This is a genomic window from Dysgonomonas sp. UBA7710 (genome assembly GCF_002482385.1).
Taxonomy (GTDB): domain Bacteria; phylum Bacteroidota; class Bacteroidia; order Bacteroidales; family Dysgonomonadaceae; genus Dysgonomonas.
The window spans coordinates 33021-57679 of sequence record NZ_DLFW01000014.1; the positions used below are offsets into that span (position 1 = coordinate 33021).

33 protein-coding genes are annotated in these 24659 nt (G+C 42.3%); 24 read left to right on the plus strand and 9 right to left on the minus strand.

Features of this window, described 5'->3' with window-relative positions; genetic code table 11:
* Positions 1-53: 53 nt before the first annotated feature.
* Both B3317_RS04835 and B3317_RS04840 read right to left on the minus strand, forming a co-directional pair.
* Positions 54-779, minus strand: a complete 726-nt coding sequence (locus B3317_RS04835; protein WP_194222962.1) for a DUF3307 domain-containing protein — start codon at positions 777-779, stop codon at positions 54-56.
* Between the two features lie 5 nt (positions 780-784).
* The gene (locus tag B3317_RS04840; protein WP_291109174.1) at positions 785-1444 is read right to left on the minus strand and encodes a helix-turn-helix transcriptional regulator; all 660 of its coding nucleotides are present in this window, start codon (positions 1442-1444) and stop codon (positions 785-787) included.
* Positions 1445-1674: 230 nt separating this feature from the next.
* Here B3317_RS04840 and B3317_RS04845 point away from each other — a divergent pair, with 230 nt between their 5' ends.
* The 11 genes from B3317_RS04845 to B3317_RS04895 all read left to right on the plus strand — a co-directional run bounded on the left by B3317_RS04845 (position 1675) and on the right by B3317_RS04895 (position 9511).
* Positions 1675-2847 carry an XkdF-like putative serine protease domain-containing protein gene (locus tag B3317_RS04845; RefSeq protein WP_291109176.1) on the plus strand — a complete coding sequence of 391 codons (1173 nt, stop codon included), beginning with the start codon at positions 1675-1677 and terminating at the stop codon, positions 2845-2847.
* 120 nt (positions 2848-2967) lie between these two features.
* Positions 2968-3915, plus strand: coding sequence for a hypothetical protein (locus B3317_RS04850; RefSeq protein ID WP_291109178.1), 948 nt, complete (start codon positions 2968-2970; stop codon positions 3913-3915).
* A gap of 114 nt (positions 3916-4029) precedes the next feature.
* The gene (locus B3317_RS04855) at positions 4030-4569 is read left to right on the plus strand and encodes a hypothetical protein (protein WP_291109180.1); all 540 of its coding nucleotides are present in this window, start codon (positions 4030-4032) and stop codon (positions 4567-4569) included.
* Positions 4570-4684: 115 nt separating this feature from the next.
* Complete coding sequence (locus B3317_RS04860) at positions 4685-5245, plus strand: hypothetical protein (protein WP_291109182.1); 561 nt, start codon at positions 4685-4687, stop codon at positions 5243-5245.
* A 35-nt stretch (positions 5246-5280) separates the two neighbouring features.
* Positions 5281-5688 carry a hypothetical protein gene (locus B3317_RS04865; RefSeq protein WP_291109184.1) on the plus strand — a complete coding sequence of 136 codons (408 nt, stop codon included), beginning with the start codon at positions 5281-5283 and terminating at the stop codon, positions 5686-5688.
* Positions 5685-5888 (plus strand): hypothetical protein, encoded by a 204-nt coding sequence (locus B3317_RS04870; protein WP_291109186.1) that lies wholly within the window; start codon positions 5685-5687, stop codon positions 5886-5888. Before B3317_RS04865 ends, B3317_RS04870 begins: the two co-directional genes overlap by 4 nt.
* 3 nt (positions 5889-5891) lie before the next feature.
* Positions 5892-7820: a hypothetical protein gene (locus B3317_RS04875; protein ID WP_291109188.1), complete on the plus strand. Its 1929-nt coding sequence runs from the start codon at positions 5892-5894 to the stop codon at positions 7818-7820.
* A 124-nt stretch (positions 7821-7944) separates the two neighbouring features.
* Positions 7945-8169 carry a hypothetical protein gene (locus tag B3317_RS04880; RefSeq protein WP_291109190.1) on the plus strand — a complete coding sequence of 75 codons (225 nt, stop codon included), beginning with the start codon at positions 7945-7947 and terminating at the stop codon, positions 8167-8169.
* Between the two features lie 85 nt (positions 8170-8254).
* The gene (locus B3317_RS04885; RefSeq protein WP_291109192.1) at positions 8255-8731 is read left to right on the plus strand and encodes a phage holin family protein; all 477 of its coding nucleotides are present in this window, start codon (positions 8255-8257) and stop codon (positions 8729-8731) included.
* Positions 8715-9116, plus strand: coding sequence for an N-acetylmuramoyl-L-alanine amidase (locus tag B3317_RS04890; protein WP_291109194.1), 402 nt, complete (start codon positions 8715-8717; stop codon positions 9114-9116). The genes B3317_RS04885 and B3317_RS04890 overlap by 17 nt, the downstream gene beginning before the upstream one ends.
* Entirely contained in the window at positions 9113-9511 is a 399-nt protein-coding gene (locus tag B3317_RS04895; protein WP_291109196.1) for a hypothetical protein, read from the plus strand. Before B3317_RS04890 ends, B3317_RS04895 begins: the two co-directional genes overlap by 4 nt.
* Positions 9512-9683: 172 nt before the next feature.
* Here B3317_RS04895 and B3317_RS04900 read toward each other — a convergent pair whose 3' ends face one another.
* Complete coding sequence (locus B3317_RS04900) at positions 9684-10694, minus strand: L,D-transpeptidase (RefSeq protein ID WP_291109198.1); 1011 nt, start codon at positions 10692-10694, stop codon at positions 9684-9686.
* A gap of 376 nt (positions 10695-11070) precedes the next feature.
* Here B3317_RS04900 and B3317_RS04905 point away from each other — a divergent pair, with 376 nt between their 5' ends.
* The 8 genes from B3317_RS04905 (at position 11071) to B3317_RS04940 (ending at position 15684) form a co-directional block, all read left to right on the plus strand.
* Positions 11071-11499, plus strand: coding sequence for an SRPBCC family protein (locus B3317_RS04905; protein WP_291109200.1), 429 nt, complete (start codon positions 11071-11073; stop codon positions 11497-11499).
* A 29-nt stretch (positions 11500-11528) separates the two neighbouring features.
* A complete protein-coding gene (locus B3317_RS04910; protein ID WP_291109202.1) occupies positions 11529-11921 on the plus strand; it encodes a VOC family protein in 393 nt (130 codons plus the stop codon).
* A gap of 18 nt (positions 11922-11939) precedes the next feature.
* Complete coding sequence (locus B3317_RS04915; RefSeq protein WP_291109204.1) at positions 11940-12368, plus strand: SRPBCC domain-containing protein; 429 nt, start codon at positions 11940-11942, stop codon at positions 12366-12368.
* A gap of 634 nt (positions 12369-13002) precedes the next feature.
* Positions 13003-13335 (plus strand): hypothetical protein, encoded by a 333-nt coding sequence (locus tag B3317_RS04920; protein ID WP_291109206.1) that lies wholly within the window; start codon positions 13003-13005, stop codon positions 13333-13335.
* A 105-nt stretch (positions 13336-13440) separates the two neighbouring features.
* A complete protein-coding gene (locus B3317_RS04925; RefSeq protein ID WP_291109208.1) occupies positions 13441-14097 on the plus strand; it encodes a hypothetical protein in 657 nt (218 codons plus the stop codon).
* On the plus strand, positions 14084-14671 hold the full coding sequence (locus B3317_RS04930) for a hypothetical protein (RefSeq protein WP_291109210.1): 588 nt from the start codon (positions 14084-14086) through the stop codon (positions 14669-14671). Before B3317_RS04925 ends, B3317_RS04930 begins: the two co-directional genes overlap by 14 nt.
* Positions 14672-14797: 126 nt before the next feature.
* Entirely contained in the window at positions 14798-15409 is a 612-nt protein-coding gene (locus tag B3317_RS04935) for a hypothetical protein (protein ID WP_291109212.1), read from the plus strand.
* A 122-nt stretch (positions 15410-15531) separates the two neighbouring features.
* A complete protein-coding gene (locus B3317_RS04940; RefSeq protein WP_291109214.1) occupies positions 15532-15684 on the plus strand; it encodes a hypothetical protein in 153 nt (50 codons plus the stop codon).
* A gap of 77 nt (positions 15685-15761) precedes the next feature.
* On the opposite strand, the gene B3317_RS04945 is transcribed toward B3317_RS04940, so the two are convergent.
* The gene (locus tag B3317_RS04945; RefSeq protein ID WP_291109216.1) at positions 15762-17705 is read right to left on the minus strand and encodes a hypothetical protein; all 1944 of its coding nucleotides are present in this window, start codon (positions 17703-17705) and stop codon (positions 15762-15764) included.
* A 142-nt stretch (positions 17706-17847) separates the two neighbouring features.
* Entirely contained in the window at positions 17848-18171 is a 324-nt protein-coding gene (locus B3317_RS04950) for a hypothetical protein (protein WP_291109218.1), read from the minus strand.
* Positions 18172-18726: 555 nt separating this feature from the next.
* Between B3317_RS04950 and B3317_RS04955 the strand changes: the two genes are divergently transcribed.
* Positions 18727-19029 (plus strand): hypothetical protein, encoded by a 303-nt coding sequence (locus B3317_RS04955; protein WP_291109220.1) that lies wholly within the window; start codon positions 18727-18729, stop codon positions 19027-19029.
* 66 nt (positions 19030-19095) lie between these two features.
* On the opposite strand, the gene B3317_RS04960 is transcribed toward B3317_RS04955, so the two are convergent.
* A complete protein-coding gene (locus tag B3317_RS04960) occupies positions 19096-19266 on the minus strand; it encodes a hypothetical protein (protein ID WP_291109222.1) in 171 nt (56 codons plus the stop codon).
* Positions 19267-19485: 219 nt separating this feature from the next.
* On the opposite strand from B3317_RS04960, the gene B3317_RS04965 reads away from it, so the two are divergent.
* Positions 19486-20214 carry a hypothetical protein gene (locus B3317_RS04965; RefSeq protein ID WP_291109224.1) on the plus strand — a complete coding sequence of 243 codons (729 nt, stop codon included), beginning with the start codon at positions 19486-19488 and terminating at the stop codon, positions 20212-20214.
* A 93-nt stretch (positions 20215-20307) separates the two neighbouring features.
* Positions 20308-20664, plus strand: a complete 357-nt coding sequence (locus B3317_RS04970) for a DUF4890 domain-containing protein (protein WP_291109226.1) — start codon at positions 20308-20310, stop codon at positions 20662-20664.
* A gap of 120 nt (positions 20665-20784) precedes the next feature.
* On the opposite strand, the gene B3317_RS04975 is transcribed toward B3317_RS04970, so the two are convergent.
* Positions 20785-21786 carry a DUF4421 family protein gene (locus B3317_RS04975; RefSeq protein ID WP_291109228.1) on the minus strand — a complete coding sequence of 334 codons (1002 nt, stop codon included), beginning with the start codon at positions 21784-21786 and terminating at the stop codon, positions 20785-20787.
* 302 nt (positions 21787-22088) lie between these two features.
* Between B3317_RS04975 and B3317_RS04980 the strand changes: the two genes are divergently transcribed.
* Together B3317_RS04980 and B3317_RS04985 are read left to right on the plus strand one after the other, a co-directional pair.
* The gene (locus B3317_RS04980; protein ID WP_291109230.1) at positions 22089-22871 is read left to right on the plus strand and encodes a HipA family kinase; all 783 of its coding nucleotides are present in this window, start codon (positions 22089-22091) and stop codon (positions 22869-22871) included.
* Entirely contained in the window at positions 22849-23232 is a 384-nt protein-coding gene (locus tag B3317_RS04985) for a DUF3037 domain-containing protein (RefSeq protein ID WP_291109232.1), read from the plus strand. Before B3317_RS04980 ends, B3317_RS04985 begins: the two co-directional genes overlap by 23 nt.
* Positions 23233-23255: 23 nt before the next feature.
* On the opposite strand, the gene B3317_RS04990 is transcribed toward B3317_RS04985, so the two are convergent.
* Together B3317_RS04990 and B3317_RS04995 are read right to left on the minus strand one after the other, a co-directional pair.
* Positions 23256-23810, minus strand: coding sequence for a sugar O-acetyltransferase (locus tag B3317_RS04990; RefSeq protein ID WP_291109234.1), 555 nt, complete (start codon positions 23808-23810; stop codon positions 23256-23258).
* Between the two features lie 173 nt (positions 23811-23983).
* Positions 23984-24457, minus strand: coding sequence for a VOC family protein (locus B3317_RS04995; protein ID WP_291109237.1), 474 nt, complete (start codon positions 24455-24457; stop codon positions 23984-23986).
* Between the last annotated feature and the right edge of the window lie 202 nt (positions 24458-24659).

The window sequence follows — 24659 nt, forward strand, 5'->3', positions numbered from 1 at the left end:
GAGGCTGTCCGGGAAGGGCAGCCTCTTGTTTGTTTTATATAATATACTTTTTTTTAAGGCAGGTAATATTTAAAAACCACCCCGATAATAATAGCCACAGAAAAACTCGAAAGCGTTCCTATCATTACATATTCTGTCATTTTTATTTCCTGTAACTCTTTCAGGTCGCCATATCTGAATATCGACTTGGCTGCCAGAAGGAATCCGATGGCTTCGAAATTTCCGGTAAATATAAATGTAATTATAAGAAAGCGTTCGATGTAGCCAATCCATTTTCCGGCATCCTGTAGCCCGTTATTTCCTGTTACATTCAATTGGCTGCTCCATTTTTCGGTGAATATGCCGATAAGTATCGAAGAGGGTTGCAGTATGAGGATATATGCTATCAGGACAATCCACATCTTATTGCCGGCAAACAGGCCGGATATATATTCCCATAATGCCCCGAACTGGCCTTCACAGATAAGCCAAAGCAATATCAGAACAATAATGTGTAACAGTTGGTCTATCAGGAATGGTTGCAGTCCATCTTTTTTCCGCTTATACAGGAAATCTATCGCAAAATGGGAGACCAGTATCCCTGCGGGAATATACCAGCTTAACCATGCCCCTGCTATAATGTACGCCGCGATAGCATGTATAAGACTGTGCATTATATTTGCTTTCAGACTTATCTGTATATCATCACTCTTTTTCCTGTCTACCAGTGATCCGGGCTGAAACAGGAAGTCACAGAGGAAATGTGTGCAAAGTAACCTGAGTAAAATATTGATTTCCATCTTTCTTAAGATTTTTGTTTTTCCAAATCCGATACCTTCCTTCTGAACCGGTTTGCATATTTGATTATATTACCGGCTTTCGCATTTAATAGTAATTTGCTGATAGTCTGTTGCGTTTTTCCTGTTATTTCTGCAAGGTCTTTTTGAGACGTATGTTCCGCCATCATAAGGGGATATACAACCGAAGCCTGTGCCTGTGTCCAGCCGGATACGATATCATCAGCAAAGTTTGTGCTGACACTCAGTTCATCATTGAAGTCATCGTCAGGTGTAATAATGCACATACGGCTGTTCTTATCCAGCATATCAAATGCCTGCCCCGACAAGCGGAAGGCTTCTCCATCCGATTCCACTACACTGTCTGTAATAAACTCACCTTTTCCTATCCCTAATCCCATACGCGCATCCCAGCGGAGATTGGCTCCCGAATTCGCTGTCAGGGCAGCCCTTAATGTTATAGCTGTCCATACGGTAGCTTTGGCATTATCGGTAATTATCTGGAAGCTATCACCCCTGTATATCTCTATCCTGGCATTAGCTATTGCTAAGGTGTTGACATTAGAAATAGCGCTATGTAATATATCCAGTAGCCTGTCCCTGTTTCCGGAGCTCAGTATTTCCGTAGAGTCTACTATATCGCCTGTAATTACTCCTATCCAACCCATTACTCTCTTTTTTTATACAAAGATACTATTTTTATTTTACTTACAGCCTTTTTGAGCTGTTTTTTGTTAATACAACCAATTTAGGCTGTTTTTTGTTAATACAACCGGTATGGGCTGTTTTTAGTGTGATAAGAATGAATATTTTTTGTAATACATCCAAATGTTAATTTTCCCATTTATCTGCATTTTTCCCCAATCCAATTATCTATACCCTAAAAAGCAGATAATCTATGAATTTACCTATCTACAACTGCATTATCGACGATAACGAAGACGATATGACGGGCATCTGTGCCATATCTTTTGTCGATTGTCCGGCCAATGAGGTCGATTTTGTGACATTGAAAAAAAACAGTGAACACATTTTTCTCAATCGTGATACAAAGAAACGCATTCTTACAGGCGTAGTACTGAAACCAGAGCAACTTATCTACCGTCAAAGTGAAGAACTGGGCGACTATTACATCAGGTTTTCGGCCGAACAAATAGAAAGGATAGCACAGAAAATGATGCGTACCGGTGTAGCACTTCACAATACCACACACCAGCATCAGACACCGCTCTCAGGCAACTACCTCACCGAACTGTGGATAGTGGCAGACCCGCAGACAGATAAATCGAAAGCATTAGGATTTGAAGACCTTCCCAAAGGTACCTTGATGTGCAGCTACAAGGTCGGGAATGAAAAATACTGGAACACAGAGGTGATGACCGGCCACGTCAAAGGCTTCTCTTTGGAAGGTTTCTTCAATCAACAACCGGATATTTCCAAAATTAAAAATCAAATGAATGTAAACATGAACAAAAAGAAACCGAAACAAACATTGCTCGGTCGCATTGCACGCATGTTGCTCGACATCGAAGCCGTAGAAAAGGCAGATATGACGGCCAGCGGTACGCCTTATGTAGTCTTTGTACTGGCCGACGGCAAGGAAGCCTATGTGGACGAAGACGGGTTTGCTACGCTCGACGGAGAACAAATGCCGGCCGGTGAGCATCAGCTTGCAAACGGCAATTTGCTGGTAATCGATGAGCAGGGGCAATTCACAGAAACGCGTGAAGCATCGGAAGACAAAACCAAACCTGAAGAAACGAAAGCTCCGCAAACATTGAAGCGCAGTAAGGCACGGCATAAACTGGCCGGTTTCGAACCCAAAACAGCAGAAGCCCTGAAAGCTAAGATTGCCGAAATGCAGCAGACTATCGACCAGTTGACTAAAACATTGGAAGACGCACAGTCGATGCTCGAATCTACAAAAGGGCAGGTAGAAGAGATGCGCAGGAAAACACCATCGGCACATCCTGCCGTTCAACTGTCGCGCACAACTAAAAATGCAGGGGAAATGACTACGGCCGAACGTATGGCAGCTGCATTGAATCAGACAATAAACAGAAAGAAGTAATATGCCGATGTGCCAATTGAATGCAACTGTTTGAAAATTGGTACATTACACACTTCGGATAGTAATTATCAGGATGAATACAATTAAATAAAAGTATAATAACTAACTAAATTTAGAAATATGGCAAACATGTATGACATCTCATCACTGAATTATCAGCCGTCTACCAATATGGACTGGTTTACAAAAGCAATCTTTGGTGGGAAACTTATCGAGAAAGGTAAAATAACTCCCGTTGTAGGAGTGAAAGAATCGACTCTAATCAACCTGATTGACATCAACGGCAGCATTTTGCAGGCAGATGCCCGTGACTGTTCATGGAATCCGCAGCAGATGTCGAAGTTGAGTGACAAGGAGTTGAAAGTAAAAACGTATAAAATCAATCTGGAACAATGCCTCGACGACCTTGAACGCAAACGCACCGTATGGATGCTCAGTCCCGGAGCAAAGAACAGGGAATTGCCCGATACGCTCGAAGACGCAACAATGGCTATCCTTGCTTCCGAATTGAGCAGTGAGATAGAAACTAAAATCTTTAAGGGAGACAGTTCTGTGGATGCTAACGATTTCGATGGAGTAGTCAAAGTCTTAACAGACAGTCCGGACGCCGTTAAAATAACAGGTGTAGCTCTTACCAAAGTAAATGTATTGGACGAAATAGAAAAGGTATTTACAAACATTCCGGAAAATGTTGTAGCTGCCGGCTTACAGGAAGGTACATTGAATATTTATGTTTCTTATCCTACATTCCTGAAAGTAAAAATGGCTCTTGGAGGCATCTACGGAAGTAATGTGGTAGTCATCCCCAACTTTACAGTAGAGGGCGACGTGGTGCGCTATATGGGAGTGGAGCTTGTTCCGGTAAAAGGACTCGGAGACAATGATATAGTAGCGGCTGATGCCCGCAACTTCCTTATCGGGACAGACCTTGTGCGCGACCTTGAAGAAATCCGTCTTGGACAAAAGGCTGCCCCGCAGGATAATATCATCTTCATAGACGGACGTCTGCGTCTTGGATTCGCTATTCCGTTCGAAGACGAAGTGGTGTTTTATAGTCCGAATAACTAATCAATGTGTCAATCAAAAAAAGCTATTGGCCATTAGCTAACAGCTATTAGCTTAAAATATAGGCACATTGGCATATTAAAACATTAATTCATCAACTCATTAAAAAAAAATATTATGTCAGGATGTAAATTAACTTCAAATATAACAAAAGACAACTGCCATTATTCGGTAGCGGGTATAAAAGCCGTATATCTTTTCAATTACGATGCCGGGAACGATTATACTTTCGGAGCCGATGGAGGAATCGATACTATTACGCTTGCCGAGAGTGCCAAAGCGTATAAAGTTGACTTTGCTGATAATACAGCTTCATTCTCCGACGAACTGGCCGTAAATGGTAATGGAGGAAAATACCGTACCCACACTGTCAATTTTACCATCAGCAACTACGATTACGAATTGTTGAATCAGGAAAAGGCGTTGAGTCTGGGTAAGTTTACGGCGGTAATCGTTGATAAATCGAATCGTGCGGTGATGCTTGGACGCAACAACGGATTGAGTGCCACAGCATTCAACTATGCATCAGGTGCTGCCGATGCCGATGCTTACGGCTGGACCGTAACCATGGCCGGAACGGAAATAGAGATGGGCCGCCTGCTGAAAGATGAAAGCGTGATCTCTGCAATTGCGGACAAGACTGTGGTTACACCGTAAAGTCAGCATTTAGCTTATAGCCGTTAGCCTACAGCCTTCAAGGTTTTCGCTGACGGCTTTACTTTTATTTATTAACTGCTACTGGCTATCAGCTAGTGGCTAAAGGCTAAAAACAATGACTTGCAGATTATTACAGAATATAAAACATACCTGCGACTATAATCCCGGAGGCATTACAGGACTCTATCTGCTCGATATCCGCGATTTTGAGACATATCAGTTTGCCGGTGATGGGCTGTTCGATAAGTGTTATGTAAACCGGATAATATCAGATGTGCCTTTCTTGGAAATAGGAGCAGTAAACGAAAGCACCTTTACTGAGACGCAGGAAAATGGCATATACAAACAGGAGTTGGTAACATTCGTACATACACTGAAGGGGGAAAAAACATCGGATCTGCTGTTAGCTGCTGTAAATAAATATCTGGTGGCTTTCCGTACATCGCAGGGGCTGATGTATAGTTTTGGCAGCGACGGTGGGGTATCTCTTTCATTCTCCCAGATAACAGGGCAAACAGGCGAAACATCGGGCTATCAGATATGGATACGCAAGAACTCGGTTTACCCGCTTTTCGAAATCGATGCATCCCGTTTCAATACGATGCCTGTACTGGGTACGGAAGACCGCCATATAGTAATGACTGAAGATAAAAAGAATGCAATACTGGCGGAGTAAATCAAATAGAGGTATAACCAATTAAACAAAATAAAATGGCTAATGAAACAAGAAAATTAGACCCGGTAGAACTCTCTTCTCTCAAGACGATAGAAGACCCTAAAGGTTTTTATATATTCGGTTCGATAGAGGAAAACGGAGTGATGAAGTCGGGCAAATGCAAGTTCGATACGCTGGATAGGCTACAAGTGGAACGGCGTATTTCCCTGACTATGGAAACAACGGCAATGGAAATGTTTATAGGCGAAGAGATGACGATTTATAAAGTGGATGCCCTGAATGTGAAGTCTCTTACTATTGATGATGAAACATTTACTAACCTGAATAATATACAATTGGACAAGAAAATAGAAAAACGCTCGAAGGTCAGGTTTGTGATCGAAACCCAAACAACAGACCCGACTGCTTATTTATTCATTTATGCTAAAGCAATATTACCATGATATATGAAGTAAAGAAAGATGATATTATAATGTTGATTGACGACACGGTGTTTTTTGCAGAACAACCCAAGGCGTTTAAAACAATGTTTCGGGAACTGGAAGACCCTGACAACCCCGGATATGCTGAGTTTGACGATTGCAGGGCTTACCTGACCGAATTAGATAGAATATTATTTTCACCCGTTAAACAAAATTTATAAGAGATGAGATACGCATTTAAAGACAGATATACAGACTATCAGGGGGTAGATGTAGAACGGGTATTCCCTACTAGATTTTACTCCTATGCGGGTACGGGTACGGATGCCAGCAGGCAAAACCCCTCCAGGTCTACCGGTACCATTGCTGCTACGAGCGGGCAGAACCAGTCCATCATACTGGGCGGCGGATACCACAAATTCAGCGTTGGAACGACATCGGCGCCTGTGAATCAAAACAACCTGATGTTCCGGATTATCGGAAGCGGTATGAAAAACAGTATCATAGACGCCATTTTATACGAAGGCCATCAGATGTCCTCCGGTACATTTAATGGTGTATTTCTTAAAGACGTTGCTGTAAAAAATGTAATAACGTACAGGCTGGGTTATAATGGTCAGGGAACTTATAATAACAGATACTATCAATGCGAGATGCTGTCAATGCCCGGAACAACGAATCTTGGTGTAGGCATAACAAACTATTATGACCATTGTATTTTCAGAGTAAATCCGTCATCAGGCAATATCAATGGCAATAATTCCTTCATCGGCATCAATACCACCATAGGCTCAATAGCCGGTAATCTGCATACATGGGAAAAATGCAACCTTGTAGTCAATCAGTCATCGCTCGACAGCTACAAGAACAATTACTACGCATTCGACGACTGTAACTTCCGCATAGGCACGGAAACGGATTATACTCCGCTTATTGGCACAACATCTGAAGAGTTAAGAAGTAATTTTGTTTCACGTTGTACGGCTGCCGGGCTGACAGTTCCCGCCGATATTACAGACTATGGCATAACATTGACTTTAGGCCGTTGGCTGTTCACCAAAAAACAAATATTCGAGGGCATTACATGGAAAGATTCGGAAATTAACCTGTTCGAAACATTGCGTTTTATCTCATTCGGATATTCAACATCCCGGGGCTCTAAGATACCAATTACCGCAAGTAACAATGTGCCCGCCAGCTTTGCTCCGGGGAACCCGCATAGCGACGGTTTGGATATAGCGGATGATTCTTTGTCTATTGATAAAACCGTGGATATAACACAGCGAAAAAATATGTATCTCGATTCGAAAATAATATGGCTGGGCGCTAAAAAAAAGCTGACGAAAATAGATATTCCAAATGATCTGCCTTATCAGTATGGGGTATTGATAGACAGCATTCCGAACCTGCTATGTGATTCCGGGGAGGAGGTGACTGCGATAGAAGCCGGTGAGATGTATATGCTGCGTTCATCTGATGAAAATGCGGCATCCGTTACCTATAGCGGAAGCACTTATTCATCCGTGCTAAGTAGCAGGAATAATATTTTTAAAGGTGTGGCAGGTGTGACAACTTTTACTGTTGCCTCCGGAAACCCGGTAGTGTATAAGATAAACGACATACTGGGTTACCAGTCGGTACAGATGCGTATCGTAAATAAAATACCCGATGGAAATATTGTATCCGGCAATTTACAGGTGGATTATTGGTATCTGGTAGAGCATGACAATGACCAGAAAAATACAACTGACTATGTAACATACAGCGGGATAAACTACAAGGCAGGAGATTCTTTTATGGTAAAACCGGGTGTATTAACATTCACTAAATCGGGAAACATTCACCTGCGCCGTTGCTGGAAACAGGATTTCGATTTTAATACGGAAACAATGGATAAATCCTTTTGGCAAAATGAACAAAAACCTGAATGGTGCGATGTATTACCCGAAGACCCGCGTTGCCTGATGAAAGATAGCCATATTCTTTCATTCGAGATGGCAAGAGGAACGGATGGTAAGTATATATCGTCAGGACATCCCGAGTATTATAATAATATATCGGGTGCATCCGGTGTATTATCGCCTAACGATATATACATAAGTGGTGTATATATGCAGATACGGCTACCGATAACAACATTAAATCCGATGTAGAATGAAACGGAAAGTGAAGAATGAAGAACGAAAAACGAAAAATATTTATCACTTATCACTTTTAGTTTTTCATTTATCACTTTTAGTTTTTCACTTTTCATTTATCACTTTTCACCTAAGAATTATGGCAGATTTTGATAATGGTTTACCACCCGAAGGTATTGATGTTACTGATAACAGGATTATTAGTGTCAATATAGGCAAGTCAGATGCCGATACTATCAATATTAATGATATTAATAGTATCAATATCAGCAGTTCAAATGTCGATACGCAAAGTGTAAAGAAGGTATACGCCATCCTCTTTTCCACCGAACCCACCGGCAAAAACACTGCAATGTTCCTCTAACACTCTCTCATAGCTGTCAGCTATATATAAATGGCTGACAGCCTATTCTTAATTATAAAATTCTCAATTCTTAACTAATTATCCCATGTTATTGATAATAGAATCATTATTGACAGAAGACTTTGTCACCCTGCGGCTCAAACTGGCTATCGTATCCATTATGTGGCTCCTGGTAGCTATCGCTATCAGCCTCGATCTTATCAGCGGATGGCGCAAGGCAAAGGAGCGTGGCGAGCAGCGCACCTCATACGGACTGAGGCGGACAGTTACCAAAGCTGTTTTGTATTATGCTCTGATGCTGTTTGCTTTCATGTTCGATTGTATAGGAATGTTCTTCTATGCAGAACCCTATATCACGCTGATTGCAGCCGCGTTCCTTATATTCATAGAAGCCAAGTCGATACTGGAAAAGGCACATGAAAAAGATAAGAAAAAAATAGGGCGAAGCCTTGAAGAACTAACAGTAATTTTCGAAAATAAAGACGACCTGATAAAAGGAATAACCGAAATTGTAAAGAAACAACTAAAAGCCCCTGAAGAAAAAAATGAGAAAGATAGATAAAATTATACTCCACTGTTCGGCCACAAAGGAAGGACAACATTTTACCGTGGAAGATATAGACCGGTGGCACAGGGCCCGAGGCTTTGCCAGGATAGGTTATCATCATGTGGTATATCTCGATGGCTCTGTGCATAAGGGAAGGGATGAGTCGCTGATAGGAGCGCATTGTCTCGGGCACAACGCTACATCGATAGGTGTGTGCTATATTGGCGGGCTGGATGCCGCAGGTAACCCTAAAGATACGCGTACCGAAGCTCAGAAGAAGGCAATAACCGGATTGGCGGAGAACCTTAAAGTACGCTATCCCAATGCGAAAGTGCATGGACATAACGAGTTTGCAGCAAAAGCCTGCCCGTGTTTTGATGTAAAAAAAGAATTCAGATGAGAAACTATTCAGGAACAAATATAATGGCCTTGCTTATGCTGGTCTTCGCCCTGTCGGGATGCAGGACACGCACAGTATTCATCCCTGTGGAATCGGTACGGACAGAGTACAAAGACCGCCTGCTACGCGATTCGGTTCATCTTTACGACTCGGTTTTGGTGAAAATGCGAGGTGATACCATCTGGCTGGAAAAGTACAAATATTTGTACCGGGACAAACTTTTGCGTGATTCCGTCTTTGTGAACGATACCATCCGTGTACCTTATCCTGTAGAAGTGGAGACAGAGGTAAACCGCATGAGTTCATTCCAATCGTTTCAGATATGGTGCGGACGGATATTATTGTTGCTGGTTACCGGTTGGGTAGGAGTGAGGTGGTGGAAAAAACAAGTGTGAAAAATGGGACTGTCTCAAAAGTAATATTACGTTAGCAAAGTATTACTTCCTATTGTCATGTTGAACGGAGTGTATGTAAAAAGAAAGTGAAAAATACTTTTGAGACACCTTCATTTTTTTATTGTATGAGTCAATTGTTATATACTGTGCGGGAGTACGCTTCATATTATTTTCATTCTATCACAAATACGACTGTGCCTTCCACCGGAAAAGTATCATAAATAAACCTGGCATGTGAGGTCGCATTACGCACACACATATGCGACCGGGGAGTAGTTCCCAGCGAAGCGCTGTATTCTATAAAATCTTTGCGGGGGGCATTCACGGGCACGCCATGCAGGTATCCGCCATTGGTAAACCGGCTGGCGTAAGGAGCAAAGCCGCCTGTTTCTGTGGTGCCGTCGACAAGGAAAAACATCTTATACTTCTTCTCCTGTATGACGAACATCCCCAGCGGAGTTTCCTGCTGATGCGGCGGTTTGTGCAATCCTGTGGTGACAGGATTCATGCTTCTTATCATCCATTTGTCTCCTTCCTTTTGCAGCGTGACCACATTCTCATTGATGCGGTCTACAAATATCGCACTGTTGAAGACTACACTATCTGCTATCTCTTTCACATACTTACGGGGAACAAGCCATTCACCGGGAAAGTATATGGTCTCTATCTTTTCAAACTTTGTGCTGTCTGTTCCCTTTATCAGTTTCACCAGCGAACCATCCCTCCCGTAACGCTCGGGGACAACAGTGTCCCCGACAGGATATAAGGGTACCGACTGGTAGCGTTCCACATCGTAATTGTCGGCTATGCGTTTATATACATTACGGTGATATTCCTTTACCAGCGGAGCTTCCCCGTTGTTGTTCCTGTAGTTTTGCAAGATGCCCCACGAGGCATGTTCTATCTGCATGGAATCTATCGTTTTCAGTCCGGCCTTGATCTTCTCCCACTGAAACCGCCGTGTGGTATCTTTGTAAGGATAAGTGTCTTCAAGCGTATATTTATCATAGAGAAGTTCCTTTTCTACGGTGACTGTATCCGTTCTTTTTGTTTCATCTTTATCCTTCACAGCCACCGTATCCTGCGAGGGGGGATCTGCCGGTTCGGGTTCAACATTTTTCTGTCTGCACGAATTGAATATAAGAATACTGATAACTAGGAGACTCGTAGTTATTTTAGCCATAAACTATTGTTTTTGTATTTATAGTGAATATACGTTTATCTTAAAGATATTGACGATTTCCTTTTTGTTATTATTTTTTATAGTTATTTCTTCTTTATAAAAATATTAACTTTTTATTATAAAAACAAAGAAGATGCTTTATTGTTTCCCGTATTTACAAAATATACCTGTCCTGTGGCTTAAATGAAAGGACTTTGAGGTTGCTGCAAGAAAATGTCCGGTTTTATGAAGGCGCGTCAAAAGTAATTTTTTCCATCTCTTAGTCTTTTATATTTTACCAACAATAACTAACTACATATTAACTCTTTCGAATGAACACGGATATTCCCTTTTCTGTTTAAATAAATATATCGGTATCAATTTAAAACACGACTTCATGAACAATATACCCATAATAATAGAAGAAATTTATCCGGAGCCTCTATCTAAGGTATGGAAGGCAATCACCGATAAAAATCAGATGAAAGAATGGTATTTTACCATCGAAGATTTTGAACTCAGAGAAGGCGCCGAATTTAATTTCACTGTATCCTTCGAAGATGTTATCTATCACCACCGTTGTGTAATAAAAGAAATTGTTCCTCAAAAAAGATTCAGCCACACATGGACGCATCCCTCACAGAGCAAAGGCGAATCGGTAGTTACATGGGATCTGCAACCCGTGGATAACGGGACCAAAGTTGTCCTCACACACGAAGGTGTAGAAAACTTTGCCGATGCCGGAGCCGGCTTCTCCCGCGAAAACTATGTGGCAGGCTGGGAGGAGATATCAGGAACATCCCTCAGGAATTTTCTATCAAAATAATTTAATTACCAATAAAAAACAAGATCAGTATGGCAACAAAGACGAATCCCGTAGTATGGTTTGAGATTTATGTAGACGATATGGCCCGTGCCCGTAAGTTTTATGAAACAGTGCTGGCCAAGGAACTGACCGATATGCCGATGGAAGGTGCAACGGATTACAACATGGTAATGTTTCCCATGGCAGACGACATGGATGCACCCAATGCCTCCGGTGCACTGGTATGGATGAAAGACGTGAAAGCCGGAGGTAACAGCACGGTAGTGTATTTCGGGTGCGACGATTGCGCCGTGGAAGAGAGCCGGGTAATAGCTGCAGGCGGGCAGATACACCAATCAAAATTCCCGATAGGGGAATATGGCTTTATTACACTTGCTGTAGATACCGAAGGGAATGTCTTCGGGCTGCACTCTGAAAAATAAACCCCAAAAAACGATAGGATGGAACACGTAAAGAAAGAAATCACCGTAAAGGTTCAGGTCAACCTGTCGCCGCATATCGTGTGGGAATACTGGACAAATCCTGAACATATAGTCAACTGGAACTGTGCGTCTGACGACTGGCATACACCTACCGCCGTCAACGATCTTCAGCAGGGCGGGTGGTTCAGGTGGCGTATGGAAGCCAAGGACCGCAGCGCAGGTTTCGACTTTGAAGGACGGTACGATGAGATTGTACCAAATGAAAAGATAGTATATACAATGGCTGACGGTCGCAAGGTTAAGATATTATTCACAAATGTGGATAATAATACCCTGATTATAGAGACATTCGATACTGAAAACCTGAATCCGGCAGATATGCAGCGTGCCGGGTGGCAGGCCATCCTCGACAGGTTCAAATATTATGTGGAATTGAACGAGAAATAAATTGTCACGCAAAGGCGCGGAATATAATTTAATTCTACCTTCATTGCTTAACGAAAATGTTGGATTATTTTCTGCTACACTTCGTTCGATCTCACCCCTGCCCTTTGGAGAGGGAGCCGCCCGCTAGCGCGGACTTCCAGTCCGTGTCTTGTTGACAGGGTAAAATGTTTGCTACGCAACACACAGACGGGACGTCTGCGCGAGCGGGCGGCGACAAGACAAATGTTCTTCAGGCTCTGGCCATACGTGCGTCAGCCGACTCGTAACTTGTAACTGCCCACAGGGCGCAGTAACTTGTAACTAAAAATAGAACAATTTTATACTGCAACAATAAAAAAATATCCCCTACATCGCCGACCGGCATTCATATCCGGCAATCACTTATTTATATTCATTCTAAATATAATTCAATAATGAATTATATGAGTTCAATATTTTGCATATAAATAAAAATAGTGTAAATTTGAACCATAATTAATAATTGAAGTATATCTCAAATATAATACATTTTTATGAAAATAAAATTCAATTATCTATACAATAAGAAATAATTAAGAATGAGGAATGAAAAAACGCGTAAGCGGTTAATACTCATAACTTATTACTTATAATTCATAACCTATAACCAACTAACATGGGCGCATTAAAAATTGACTGCTATTGCAACGAACAACAAATGGAAAGAATCGTAAGGCATATTACCCGCCACCTGAACGAATCGGACAGGACGGACATAGCCGACTTCGACACACTGATAGGCGATGTGCGTATATGTGTGGAGTTCGAAACCTATATGGATACCGTACTGCTGAAAACATCGGAAGTCCTCGACCGCAATTGGGATTTGCTCGACGAAGATTCTGCCGTACTCGCCTCACGCCTCAAACCTGTACTGGAGGAATACAACCGCAATCACCGTGAAGCCTTTGCTCAGGCACATCATGTAATCAGCGACAGGATATTTTAATGAATGTACCAATGTTATAATGTAAGCTATTGGCCATTAGCTAACAGCTATTAGCTTAAAATATTGGCACATCGGCACATTAAATAATTAGCATATCAAATAAAAATGACTTCCTATATCGAACTTATAAACAACGCCTGGGAATTGAGAGAACAGGGAATTATTTCAGTCCACGAGCACGATTTGTACAACTATCTGCTGCACAAGTGCAACAGGCTCAACTGGAAAAATCCTTTTAATCAATCCACGGAGATTATATGCGCCGTTCTCGGTATTAACCGGAATGCGCTGACCAATCGCAGAAACAGGCTGAAGCAGGCAGGACTCATCAAATTCAAGGAAGGTACTGCCAAAATGAAACCCGCCGAATATACCATCACCTGTATCGAAAAAGATACGCAAGGCGATACGCTTTGTATTACACTTACCGATACACTGTCCTATACGCTCGACCATACGCTTCCCTATACCTATACTAAAGACAAGACTATACAAGACAAGACTAAAGAAAAAGGGACGGCGAAGCCTGTTGTGATGTTTAGAAAACCATCACCGGAGGAAATCGCAAACTATTGCCGCGAGCGGAAAAACACGGTAGACGCGCAGGAATTTTTCGACTTCTACGAATCGAAAGGATGGATGATAGGCCGCAACAAGATGAAAGACTGGCAGGCAGCCGTCAGAAATTGGGAGAAGAAATTTACAGGAAAGAATCACAATGCGGCTTCACATGATAATACCAGACCCTATGAAGAATTTTAGAGACATCACCGACCTGATGAAACGACAGCAGATGCCCCTACCCTCTCAAAAGGTAGAGATACAGATACCCGCTGCCGAAAAGATTTTGCGGGAAGCCCTATTGCATTTTCTCCAAGCCGAAGGACGCGAAATGCAGTGGCTGCCCGAGTACGAAAAAGTGGCCGGATGGCTTGCCGGAAACCGTGGTAAAGGCTTGTTTCTTTACGGTAACTGCGGACGGGGAAAGAGCCTGCTGTGCCGTTATGCGCTGCCCGCCATCATGCTCGGATATTGCCGGCGGGTGGTATCGGTATTCGACACGCATCAGATGAACAGCAATATAGACCTCGTATTGTCGAAGCATATCATCAGTATCGACGATATCGGTACCGAAGATGTGAGCAACGTATATGGCAACAGGCGCATGGCTTTTGCCGAAGTGATGGACGCCGCCGAAAAACACGGCAAACTACTCATCATATCCTCCAATCTCCCGGTGGAAGATATACGCAACCGCTATGGCGACCGTGTACTGGACAGGATAAAGTCGACCACAATGCGGGTATTGTTTGAGGGGGAAAGCCTTAGGAAATAATGAACTAATAGGATAATGTGCCAATGTGCCAATCAAAAAAAGCTATTAGCCATTAGCTAACAGCTATTAGCTTAAAATATTGGCACATTGGCATATCAGCTAATTGACATATTAAACAAGAATAACATGAAACTAGGAAACAGCAACGGCAACAACACAGGTAAGAAATACTTTATCCGCGGACGCGACGACCGGAACGAACCACAGCACGCACACCGCAGGAAGGCGGACGAGTTTAACACATGGTTTGCGAAAAACCACGAACAACTGGCCAGCTTCCTGATAGGTAAATACGCCTACGACGAGGATGTATTCTACACCACTTATATGCGTATCAGCGAGAAAATCCTCTTTTCGGGGATGGTGATAAAGGACTATCAGGCCTACTTCCACCGCTCTTATTTTACCAATTATATACAGGACAGTGAAAAGGAAAGCCGCTATGTAGCGATACCCGTCCACCATCATCTGGAAGCGCACCACTCCAATCCTCATGAGCACGAGCGTATGCAGACACAACTGGAGGATGACATATTCAATTATGTGTACCGCCGCTACGACTTGCGCGAATTTGAGCTTTTTAAGATGTACATCACCCTCAAGCCCGCAGTCAATTACCATACACTGGCCGCTATAACCCATGTGCAGGCGCATAAAATACAACGCATCGTATCCAAGATCCTGACCGATATACGCAGCAATAAGGTACTGGTGGGCAGGTATCGGGAGGTAAGGTGATTTTAATTAATGAACTAATAAGATAATATGCCGATATGCCAATGAGATAATGTGCCAATGGCGCAAAGCGGCATATTTAATTGGCATATTGGCACATTATCCCATTAAACAATTAAAATATTATGTTTACAATCCGTGAAATCAGAATAACAGGCATCACCCGCCTGAAAGTAAATATAGAGACGGACGATATCGAACATATCCGCAGCGAATGCGCCCGTACCTATAAAGTAAGTAAAAGCAAGGTGAAATTTGTATATGATGAGAGAGAATGATGTACAAAAGAACAGGGGCGAATACACTGATTCGCCCCTGCATAACTTATAATATAACCGGATATGCCCGTATCATTTTACGGTGTATTTATACCATTATATTGTGCCTGTTTGATGGCCCATGCCAATGCATTTGCCATAAGACGGGCATTTTCCACGTTTCCTCCGGTCCATCCGGTGCGGGTAATAGGTTTGAAACTGGTATCGATAGCAAGAGGATATGTAGAAACCGATCCTCCTGCACCGGGACCTGTAGCGCCATTGTGGTTAGCTGCAAATCCCCCCTCGCTGATGAAAAGGAGATTATATCTTTTGTGTCTCAGTATCATTGGCGTACCACTACTGTTTCTCGATATAACAACAATCTGGTCATCGTCGGGCAATCCTTGTGCACCGGAAGCGCCATAACTGTCATTACCCCATAAAAGTCCGCGTATATCGCCAAACGGGCCATTAACAATCTCGTCATTTACAAAATTCAGGGTCATCACATTTGTTGTTGTCCAGTCTGCAGTAATTGTATAGCCCGGATACAGAGCTTCAAAGAAGGCTTTTACCATTGTCTGACGTTCACAGACAAAGATGAGCACCCCGCCTTTTTTCAGATAATCGACAAGATTGGCTGCCATTGCAGTTTTATCAGTAACATCAAGGTCAAATCCTGTAATAACGATATCAGGTTTAGTATCCAGATAACTCTTAACTGTAGCAGTATTATAAGCGGCAGCGCCGCTTACAACGTTGTAAGGATAGAATGTCTGGGAAGATGAATAAGGCACTATTTTGACAGTACTGTTCTCTGTATTACCGAAATTAACAGAAGCATCCATCATCTTTCTCAGTCCCGATCCCGGCTGACCTAAATACCCTGCCGTATTTTCATAATATCCGAACGCAAATACGGATTTTGTAGGGTAGCTGACCACGACAGTAGCTTTACAGGTAGAAACATCCGATGAACTATTGGATGTGATTGTCATCACCTTATTTTCCACACTGGTCGGTGTGCCATAACCTTGCAGTTTAACAGTCTGGCTCGCCGAGTTCAGCATACCTGAGCCTTTGAAATAAATACCATCCACAGTATTTGTCTCTATGGCATAAGTAGCACCATATGGCGCCGTCACATTCAATGTCACTTCAATATAATTAGCGTCCGGGTCCAGTTCTTTATTTAACTCATACACACCTCTTACTTTGGTCGCGCTACAAGACATATAGTAAACCGGCTTCACAGAAGAGTCTTCCACCTTTATATATAGCGGATCGCAGGCATCCATTGCCTTGTTATTGAATGTCACTTTTATGCGGTCTCCGGTTCCGCCGCTTGGCGTATAGTCCAGAGGAGTTCCTGCACCCGTTATCGACAGGAAGTAATAACCGGGAGTTAAGAATACACCCGATGCCGTGAAATAATAACCGTTGTCAGGATCAGGCATTGCCGTTATGGTATATGCGCCGGCCTTTGTCACATGCAAGGGTATTGTCATGTAATTCCCTGCATTTAAGGATACGTCGTTTTTATATATTCCGAAAAATTTCAGGGAATCGCAATTGCCAAGAGTTGCGATAGCATTGCCAATCTTGGACTGGAAGCAGTTCCATTGTTCTCCGTCCCATTGATTAAGCCCCATGCAGAGTTCCTTATCGTCATTTTCTACCAGATTGTAAACGATAAGCCCTGTATGTGCCTTGTCCAATACCGGCTTATTAGCTGCATAATCGGTACTGGGTCCGGAAGCGGGATTATCGGGATCGGCCAGGAACATCGGGTAAAGTTCCTTCTTCTCCGAAAGAGTTACACGGGGCAGCGCCAACCCTTTACGGGCATTGAGTGTACTGTCCGATACATTATCCTTGTCTTTCAACTGCAATAAGGCTCCTGAAAGCGGCTCTTCGCTTGTTCCTATGGTTACCTGTGCAGGCAGAGTCAGATTTATACTTAATATCGCTATCAGCAATAATAGTATTTTAAATGTTGCTCCATTTCGCTGTTTTTGTCTAAAGTTTGTTTGAATCATGTAGTTTTACGATTTAGTTCAAAAAAAATAAATTACTTGTCTTTGTCTGTTATATTTTGTCATCCATTATCTCTGTTATAATCATTATCGCGCAACAGTTTCAATACCCCATATCCCTGCCCGATACTTTCCCAAGCGGCGATCAGGAGCAAGGGAGAGAAGATTTTTCTTTAAAGACAACAAGAATCTCCCTATCTGTGAGGTATTGAAGCTTTTGTATAAAATGAGTGCATGTTATAGTCCGGAGAAAAGCCCGGCAGAAGATAAGATTGCCTGCATCTGTAAAGAAACGGGTACTAAACTGGTTTTTATATCCGGAAAATAATACAATATCCAGTGTATATCTACCTGTAAGAATAGTAATGTGGCTGATATAGGTACATGCGGCTTTGACACTCCTCAGGAGAAGGAATGTAAAGGATATAATAGAAAGAAGAAATAAAGATAGAGTGTTAAGTATGGTCATTCTCTCTCTCTCTCTAACAAAATAGAGTTAACCTCCAAATTTTCAACAGAAAAAATGAAGTCCCTTCTTGCAAAGAAATCAGAAAAAAGCAGTCTTAACCACATGCCGTATATACTATTGTCTTTTATTGTCTTTATCTAAAAGTTGTCGTATTCTTAATAGAACAGTCCAAAATTAACTATTATTTTTTATAAACAAAGTAAATCATTAAGATATTTTTGCTCTTAGCCCCGTTATACCCATTAGCGGCTATTGAACTTAATGATTTAAAATTTAAACATTTAATGATTCTGCCTTGATAGCCGGAATCTTTGAATTGTTAAATATCTACATTATCAGATATTGTATCAAGACACGGGTCAGGTCATAATTTCGTCTGCAAATTTCTGTAAGAAGAATAGATTAGGTTCAAGCGGGAATACCTTATAAGTGGCACGACCCACCAAAAATATCATTTTTTATTTTTCTCTTAAAATATTCTTTCCCATCAGTCGTCTTCATTAATAGAGAGCTCTTTATTAAAAAACAGATTTAAAATTAAAAACAAATAAAATTATGATGACAAGAGGTTTTGGAATGGGATTCTTCGGAAGAAACCCTTTCGACAACGATGCAAGAAAAAAGTTCAAAGAGGAATGGTCTAAAATGACCGATAGTGAAAAACTGGAGTTTATGAACAAGCGTATGGAATGCCTTGACAAGCACGAAGACCACTTTTCGGTGGAGGCAATAGATGCCCGCTGCGAAAAATGGATGAGTATGTCGGGTGAAGAAAAACAGGCATTCGTTGACGAAAAGAAAAAAGCTTTCGAAAGCAGGATGCACGGGATGCACGGCGGTTTTGGTTTCGGACATTAAAGACGAAAAAGCAACAAAAAAAGCCTGACTAAGCATTTGGTCAGGCTTTCGGTACTTATATTATAATCAAGCTGTAAGGTTTCTGTGTTCCCTGTGTAATGCCTGTAACTCACTGGACATCATCTCCAGTTCTTCCAGCAATATATCCATATCTTCGCGGGAGATATTACGGTACGAATCTTCAAATCGCTTCCTTGCCATATGAATTTCATTAATCAGTTCTTCGTGGCGGTTCATGGTCATATTTTTAAGTGTTGTTAATTTAGTTTTTATAGCTGAAATAAACAATAAATTCCCATATTGCTATACAAAGATAGCAATTATTGCAATCTGAACATTACAATATGATGGTTTTTTGAATATGTTTTTCAACATATTTTCCATATACCATTCATAATCAGAATTTTAATTTGCAAAATAAATATCTTATCTTTACTGTATAAACAATCACTAAATATGAGCCAGTTATCAGAAGTATATAAAACATATTCTGCAACCGCCCTGCTGCGGATTATAGAGAATCCCGAAAATTACCGTCCCGAAGCCGTGAAAACTGCACATGAAGAACTCAATGCCCGTAATCTTACCCCCGATGATATAGATAAGGCCAGAACCGAACTGGAAGCCGAACGGCAGGAAGCCGCGGCAAAGAAGGAACGGCACGATGAAATAAAAAATACACTGAAGGAAAAAGGATCGGGTATTATGGATTATATAAACCCCATACAGAACGACGAAGACGATGCACGCAAATCGCCCAGACTGATAAATACCATTGCCATTATATTCATGGCAATAGCCCTGTTGCAGATCGCCACCCAGTTCGACCTGATTACAGGACTGTTTCAGGATACGAAATGGGATTTCAGCGTAGTTATATTCCTGTTTCCTGTCATTATAACGCCGCTGGCAGCCATACTCTTCTGGATGAAAAAGCCGGCGGGATGGATATTACTTTCTATCTACCTGAGTTTTGCGCTGATGGGGCTGTTATGGATGTTCTTCATTGCTTATGATCCTACATTCCTTATCGGCAGCTTATTTTTCAGCGGTACGCTGTGGACCATCAGCCAGGAAAGAATCAGGACTGTGTTTAAGATTTCAACCGATACCATGTATGTCTCTGTTATAGCATCCATCTTCATTGTAGGGGCTATATTGGGCATATACTTTTTTGTTTTATGATTATTTAACACAAAAAGACGGCTTTCCGAATTTACTTTTTCATATTTCTATAGTCATAATAGACGGTATGTATAACTTAATTTTTATAATCTTATGAAGAAGTTAGTATTGTTTCTTACAATTGTATTGTTCGCTACAAGTGGCGTATTCGCTCAACAAAGACAACGTGCCACACCTGAAGAAAGGGCCAAACGACAAACTGAAACACTGGCAAAGGAACTCAGTCTGACCGAAGACCAGCAAAAGAAAGTATATGAAATAAATCTGAAATTTGCCCAGCCGCTAGCCGACCAGGGAAAAGAAACTGACAGGGAAAAGTTAAGAGCTCAATTCCAGAAGAATCAGGAAGAACGTACTGCTGCGATTAAAGCTGTACTGACCGAAGACCAGCAGAAGAAATTTGATGAGCATCAGAAGAAAATGCAGGACGAACGCAGGAGAGGGAACTGACGATATGATAATAATATGGAAAAAGGCTGTTCCAAAAGTAAAAAGGCTTTTGAGACAGCCTTTTTTATGTCATAACCCATGCCTTTACTTGAGATTCCTGCATTTTATTTTTAGCCGCCCCTACCAAAACCTGTATTCGTTATACTTATCTATTATTTTCTGGTTTTCGAGGAATTTAGGCGCTTTTCCAAACCGTTTGATAACCGAGAACTGGATAGCGCCCGCATCGAACGCCATCTTCGAAGGCGCAGTATAGAGAATATACACCCGGTTGTTGACCACCGACGCCCCTACCGACCATGTATCGTGGTTATATCCCATCGAGAAGCGGGGAAATACAGAAGGATATACTTTCACCCGGTTCTTTCTTCCGTCTATATTTTCAAAACCTACATTTGCCGCCACCGAAAGCGACAGGGATACATATATCCGCTTATTGGCCACCCACGTATAGGCATAGCCGCCATTTACACCCACCTGATAATTTTTCAGCTTGTGCCCGCCATCAAACACAAGCGAACTGTCGGCACGGGCTTCATTGAAATATACTGCGCCCCCCAGAAGGAAACTTCCCGCCGATTTCAATTGCTTTTCGCTCTGGTTGAAAGCTGCCGGATAGGAAAATTTGTTGCCGTTGAAAACATACTGCCCATATACTCCGTACTGCTTCAGCCTGATGTCGGGATACAATTCATATTTTTCGTTTTCGGGTTCGGTATATAAGCCTTTATAATTCTGAAAAAAGATATCGTAGACAAACTTCCGCCCGTAATGATGATACTGAAAATCGAATGAACGGGTTTTTCCCCGCTTCTTATCGCGCATAAAGTCGAAGCCATAGGCGCCACTCAGCGAGACATTCTTGTACGAAAAACCAAAGCCGATACCGAAAGGGGCGTTGGTGCGGTAAGAAGTTTCATTGTCATGGTCACCCTGCTGATGCGAAAGCACGGTAAACTTATCCATGAAGTAGGTACGCACCGAGAGAGGCTGCTCAAAGAAGCCTATATAGGTACTGTCGGTCTGCGAAAATCCGTATTGGGACACGAGTACCCAAAATATCAATAGAGATATGTACCTGACTCTTGATAAGCGGTTTCGTTTTTTGATTAATGCCGGCATTTTATATACTTGCTCTCTTCATTTTATTAAGGAAACGGATTAAGCGTAAAAATAGTATAAAGGCGTTAACACCAATCAAAAAGAGAGGAATAATTTGGATTATGACCGTATTTTGACGCAATATTTCACAAAATTTATCTGTTTTCGAGTTCCAGCCTGTAATTTTACCATATACCCGAAAAACATATACAGGCGGTATGATATAACCTATTCTTTTCTATCTTTACAATAAAAATGAACAAGCCTTCAGTTTTGATATTAATATAACCGGTAACTGCGGGCTATTAATTCCTGAATAAAAAATGGAACTCCGGACAGTAAACGTCATACGATATATCACCCCCTTGCGTGAAGGTGGTTCGTTGCCTGCTTTGGCCGAGGCTGACGACGGATTCAAATATGTAGTCAAATTCCGTGGCTCGGGGCATGGCACAAAAATGCTTGTGAGTGAGCTTATAGGCGGGCTTATTGCCCGGACACTCGGTTTCCGTGTCCCTGAAATGGTATTTATCTATCTCGACGAGGCTTTTGGCCGCAGCGAGGGCGATGAAGAAATACAAGACCTGCTAAAAGGCAGCCAGGGACTGAATATGGGATTGCACTTCCTTTCCGGAGCGCTGACATTCGACCCCGTAGTGACACGGATAGACGACACTACCGCATCGCAGATACTATGGATGGATGCCTTACTGACCAATGTAGACCGCACCGCCCGCAATACAAATATGCTGATGTGGCATAAAGAACTGTGGCTGATAGACCACGGTGCATCGCTCTACTTCCATCATTCGTGGACGGGATGGGAAAAGTATGCAGTAAGCCCTTTCCCTCAGGCCAAAGACCATGTATTGTTACCCTATGCCAGCCGTCTTGACGAAGTAGATGCAGAATTTAAGAAGATACTTACACCGGAGAAGGTGGCCGAAATAGTAAGCATATTGCCCGACAACTGGCTGCACTGGGGAGGACGTGACGAGTCGCCACAGGATATACGGCAGGTATATAACGACTTTCTGAATGAGAGAATAAAGAATTCAGCAATATTTATAAAAGAAGCACAGCATGCAAGGGAAGCACTTATATGAATACGCCGTCATCCGTGTTGTACCGAGGGTAGAGCGCGAAGAATTTATAAATGTGGGCATTATTATGTACAGTAAGCGGGAAAAATTCCTGAAAGCCCGCTATTATGTGGATGAAAACAAACTCCGCCTGTTCACATCGGAACTGGATACGGGCTCAATACAGGAAAACCTGAAGGCATTCGACAAGATATGCTCTGCCGCCAAGGACGGAGGCTATGTGGCTTCGCTGGATATAACAGAGCGCTACCGCTGGCTGACGGCCGTGCGGAGTACATCCATACAGACATCGCGCTCCAACAGGGGCTTTTCGGATGATTTGAACAAGACTTTCGAAAAGTTGTTTACAGAGCTGGTGATGTAGCAGACAACGTACCCAAACAACTTCTAAATCTCCTTTATCACCCTGCACGGATTGCCCACGGCCAGTACATTGGACGGAATGTCTTTCGACACCACGCTTCCCGCACCTATCACCGTATTGTCGCCGATAGTAACTCCGGGCAGGATATGCACGCCCGCACCTATCCATACATTATCGCCTATGGTGACAGGATAAGCGTATTCAAGCCCGCTTATACGCTGTTCTACATCGAAGGGATGTCCGGCTGTATAGATACCTACACCGGGAGCTATGAACACATTGCTTCCGATAGTGACTTTTGCCCCGTCGAGGACTATGAAGTTCATGTTGGCAAAGAAGTTTTCACCTATTTCGATATTGTATCCGTAATCGCAAAAGAACGGAGGTTCGAATATGAAGTTCTCACCTGTTCTACCCAGAAAACTTTTCAGCATTTGCTTTTTTTCAGTTTGCATGCCCGGGCGCAAGAGGTTGTAGTCGTAAAGTATTTCTTTAGCTTTTTCCCTCGCCTGTAAAAGATCTTTATCATTGTTGGCATCGTAGAGAAGGCCTGCGGCTGCTTTTTCTTTTTCTGTCATGAGACGTCGTTTATAGTTACAAATCCAAATATAAGGGATATTTACTAAAGTTTATCCTCTGCTTTTCCCATTTTCCTCCTTATTTACGAATCCTGCAACCCTCAATATTGAAAAAGAGAAAGTGCAGACAACCGCCGTTACCCGCACTTTATTTACACAAATACCTGTATCAATCAAGCGTTTATGAGCTTCTCGATATCGAATTTTCTCATTTGCATAAATGCATCCGTCACCCGTCCTGCTCTTACCGGATCTTTCATCAGGTCGGCGAGGATAGCGGGAACTATCTGCCACGATAGGCCATACTTGTCTTTCAGCCAGCCACAGTAGCTTTCCTCACCGCCATCGGCAATAAGGGTGTCCCAGTAATAGTTTATTTCTTCCTGTGTATCGCAATATACCTGAAACGAGACCGATTCGTTGAAGCGGAACTCGGGGCCGCCATTGAGGGCGGTAAATGCCTGTCCGTTGATTTCAAATTCTACGGTAAGCACAGTGCCTTCGGGCTGGTTGTGTATATCAAAACCTTCTTTTCCGTAGTAAGTAATGTCGTTTATCTTCGAATTACTGAATACAGATACATAAAAATGCGCGGCTTCTTCGGCTTTGCCCTCGAACCACAGACAGGGGATTATCTGATATTTCATGATTTTTTTTTTAGTATGGTTACTGATTTGTTTGATTAATGCTAATCAGTAGTTGGTTTCTTAATGTTCTATTATTTTCTGCTACACTTCGTTTCGCTTGAATGTTCATTTTGGCATTGCCCAAAACGAACCAAAAGGCTAGCGCTTCGTTCCTCGGCGACCCACAATCGGTTTGCCAACTGAAAGTGACGAACGGGCTATC

Coding starts and splice junctions, on each gene's coding strand:
- B3317_RS04840 (WP_291109174.1), bottom strand. CDS start 1,444: ATGGGTTGGATAGGAGTAATTACAGGCGATATAGTAGACTCTACGGAA.
- B3317_RS04870 (WP_291109186.1), top strand. CDS start 5,685: ATGATATATGAAGTAAAGAAAGATGATATTATAATGTTGATTGACGAC.
- B3317_RS04955 (WP_291109220.1), top strand. CDS start 18,727: ATGATGACAAGAGGTTTTGGAATGGGATTCTTCGGAAGAAACCCTTTC.
- B3317_RS04885 (WP_291109192.1), top strand. CDS start 8,255: ATGTTATTGATAATAGAATCATTATTGACAGAAGACTTTGTCACCCTG.
- B3317_RS04835 (WP_194222962.1), bottom strand. CDS start 779: ATGGAAATCAATATTTTACTCAGGTTACTTTGCACACATTTCCTCTGT.
- B3317_RS04900 (WP_291109198.1), bottom strand. CDS start 10,694: ATGGCTAAAATAACTACGAGTCTCCTAGTTATCAGTATTCTTATATTC.
- B3317_RS04895 (WP_291109196.1), top strand. CDS start 9,113: ATGAGAAACTATTCAGGAACAAATATAATGGCCTTGCTTATGCTGGTC.
- B3317_RS04950 (WP_291109218.1), bottom strand. CDS start 18,171: ATGACCATACTTAACACTCTATCTTTATTTCTTCTTTCTATTATATCC.
- B3317_RS04845 (WP_291109176.1), top strand. CDS start 1,675: ATGAATTTACCTATCTACAACTGCATTATCGACGATAACGAAGACGAT.
- B3317_RS04915 (WP_291109204.1), top strand. CDS start 11,940: ATGGAACACGTAAAGAAAGAAATCACCGTAAAGGTTCAGGTCAACCTG.
- B3317_RS04995 (WP_291109237.1), bottom strand. CDS start 24,457: ATGAAATATCAGATAATCCCCTGTCTGTGGTTCGAGGGCAAAGCCGAA.
- B3317_RS04905 (WP_291109200.1), top strand. CDS start 11,071: ATGAACAATATACCCATAATAATAGAAGAAATTTATCCGGAGCCTCTA.
- B3317_RS04875 (WP_291109188.1), top strand. CDS start 5,892: ATGAGATACGCATTTAAAGACAGATATACAGACTATCAGGGGGTAGAT.
- B3317_RS04935 (WP_291109212.1), top strand. CDS start 14,798: ATGAAACTAGGAAACAGCAACGGCAACAACACAGGTAAGAAATACTTT.
- B3317_RS04945 (WP_291109216.1), bottom strand. CDS start 17,705: ATGATTCAAACAAACTTTAGACAAAAACAGCGAAATGGAGCAACATTT.
- B3317_RS04920 (WP_291109206.1), top strand. CDS start 13,003: ATGGGCGCATTAAAAATTGACTGCTATTGCAACGAACAACAAATGGAA.
- B3317_RS04860 (WP_291109182.1), top strand. CDS start 4,685: ATGACTTGCAGATTATTACAGAATATAAAACATACCTGCGACTATAAT.
- B3317_RS04865 (WP_291109184.1), top strand. CDS start 5,281: ATGGCTAATGAAACAAGAAAATTAGACCCGGTAGAACTCTCTTCTCTC.
- B3317_RS04910 (WP_291109202.1), top strand. CDS start 11,529: ATGGCAACAAAGACGAATCCCGTAGTATGGTTTGAGATTTATGTAGAC.
- B3317_RS04970 (WP_291109226.1), top strand. CDS start 20,308: ATGAAGAAGTTAGTATTGTTTCTTACAATTGTATTGTTCGCTACAAGT.
- B3317_RS04850 (WP_291109178.1), top strand. CDS start 2,968: ATGGCAAACATGTATGACATCTCATCACTGAATTATCAGCCGTCTACC.
- B3317_RS04990 (WP_291109234.1), bottom strand. CDS start 23,810: ATGACAGAAAAAGAAAAAGCAGCCGCAGGCCTTCTCTACGATGCCAAC.
- B3317_RS04975 (WP_291109228.1), bottom strand. CDS start 21,786: ATGCCGGCATTAATCAAAAAACGAAACCGCTTATCAAGAGTCAGGTAC.
- B3317_RS04980 (WP_291109230.1), top strand. CDS start 22,089: ATGGAACTCCGGACAGTAAACGTCATACGATATATCACCCCCTTGCGT.
- B3317_RS04965 (WP_291109224.1), top strand. CDS start 19,486: ATGAGCCAGTTATCAGAAGTATATAAAACATATTCTGCAACCGCCCTG.
- B3317_RS04855 (WP_291109180.1), top strand. CDS start 4,030: ATGTCAGGATGTAAATTAACTTCAAATATAACAAAAGACAACTGCCAT.
- B3317_RS04985 (WP_291109232.1), top strand. CDS start 22,849: ATGCAAGGGAAGCACTTATATGAATACGCCGTCATCCGTGTTGTACCG.
- B3317_RS04925 (WP_291109208.1), top strand. CDS start 13,441: ATGACTTCCTATATCGAACTTATAAACAACGCCTGGGAATTGAGAGAA.
- B3317_RS04930 (WP_291109210.1), top strand. CDS start 14,084: ATGAAGAATTTTAGAGACATCACCGACCTGATGAAACGACAGCAGATG.
- B3317_RS04880 (WP_291109190.1), top strand. CDS start 7,945: ATGGCAGATTTTGATAATGGTTTACCACCCGAAGGTATTGATGTTACT.
- B3317_RS04890 (WP_291109194.1), top strand. CDS start 8,715: ATGAGAAAGATAGATAAAATTATACTCCACTGTTCGGCCACAAAGGAA.
- B3317_RS04940 (WP_291109214.1), top strand. CDS start 15,532: ATGTTTACAATCCGTGAAATCAGAATAACAGGCATCACCCGCCTGAAA.
- B3317_RS04960 (WP_291109222.1), bottom strand. CDS start 19,266: ATGAACCGCCACGAAGAACTGATTAATGAAATTCATATGGCAAGGAAG.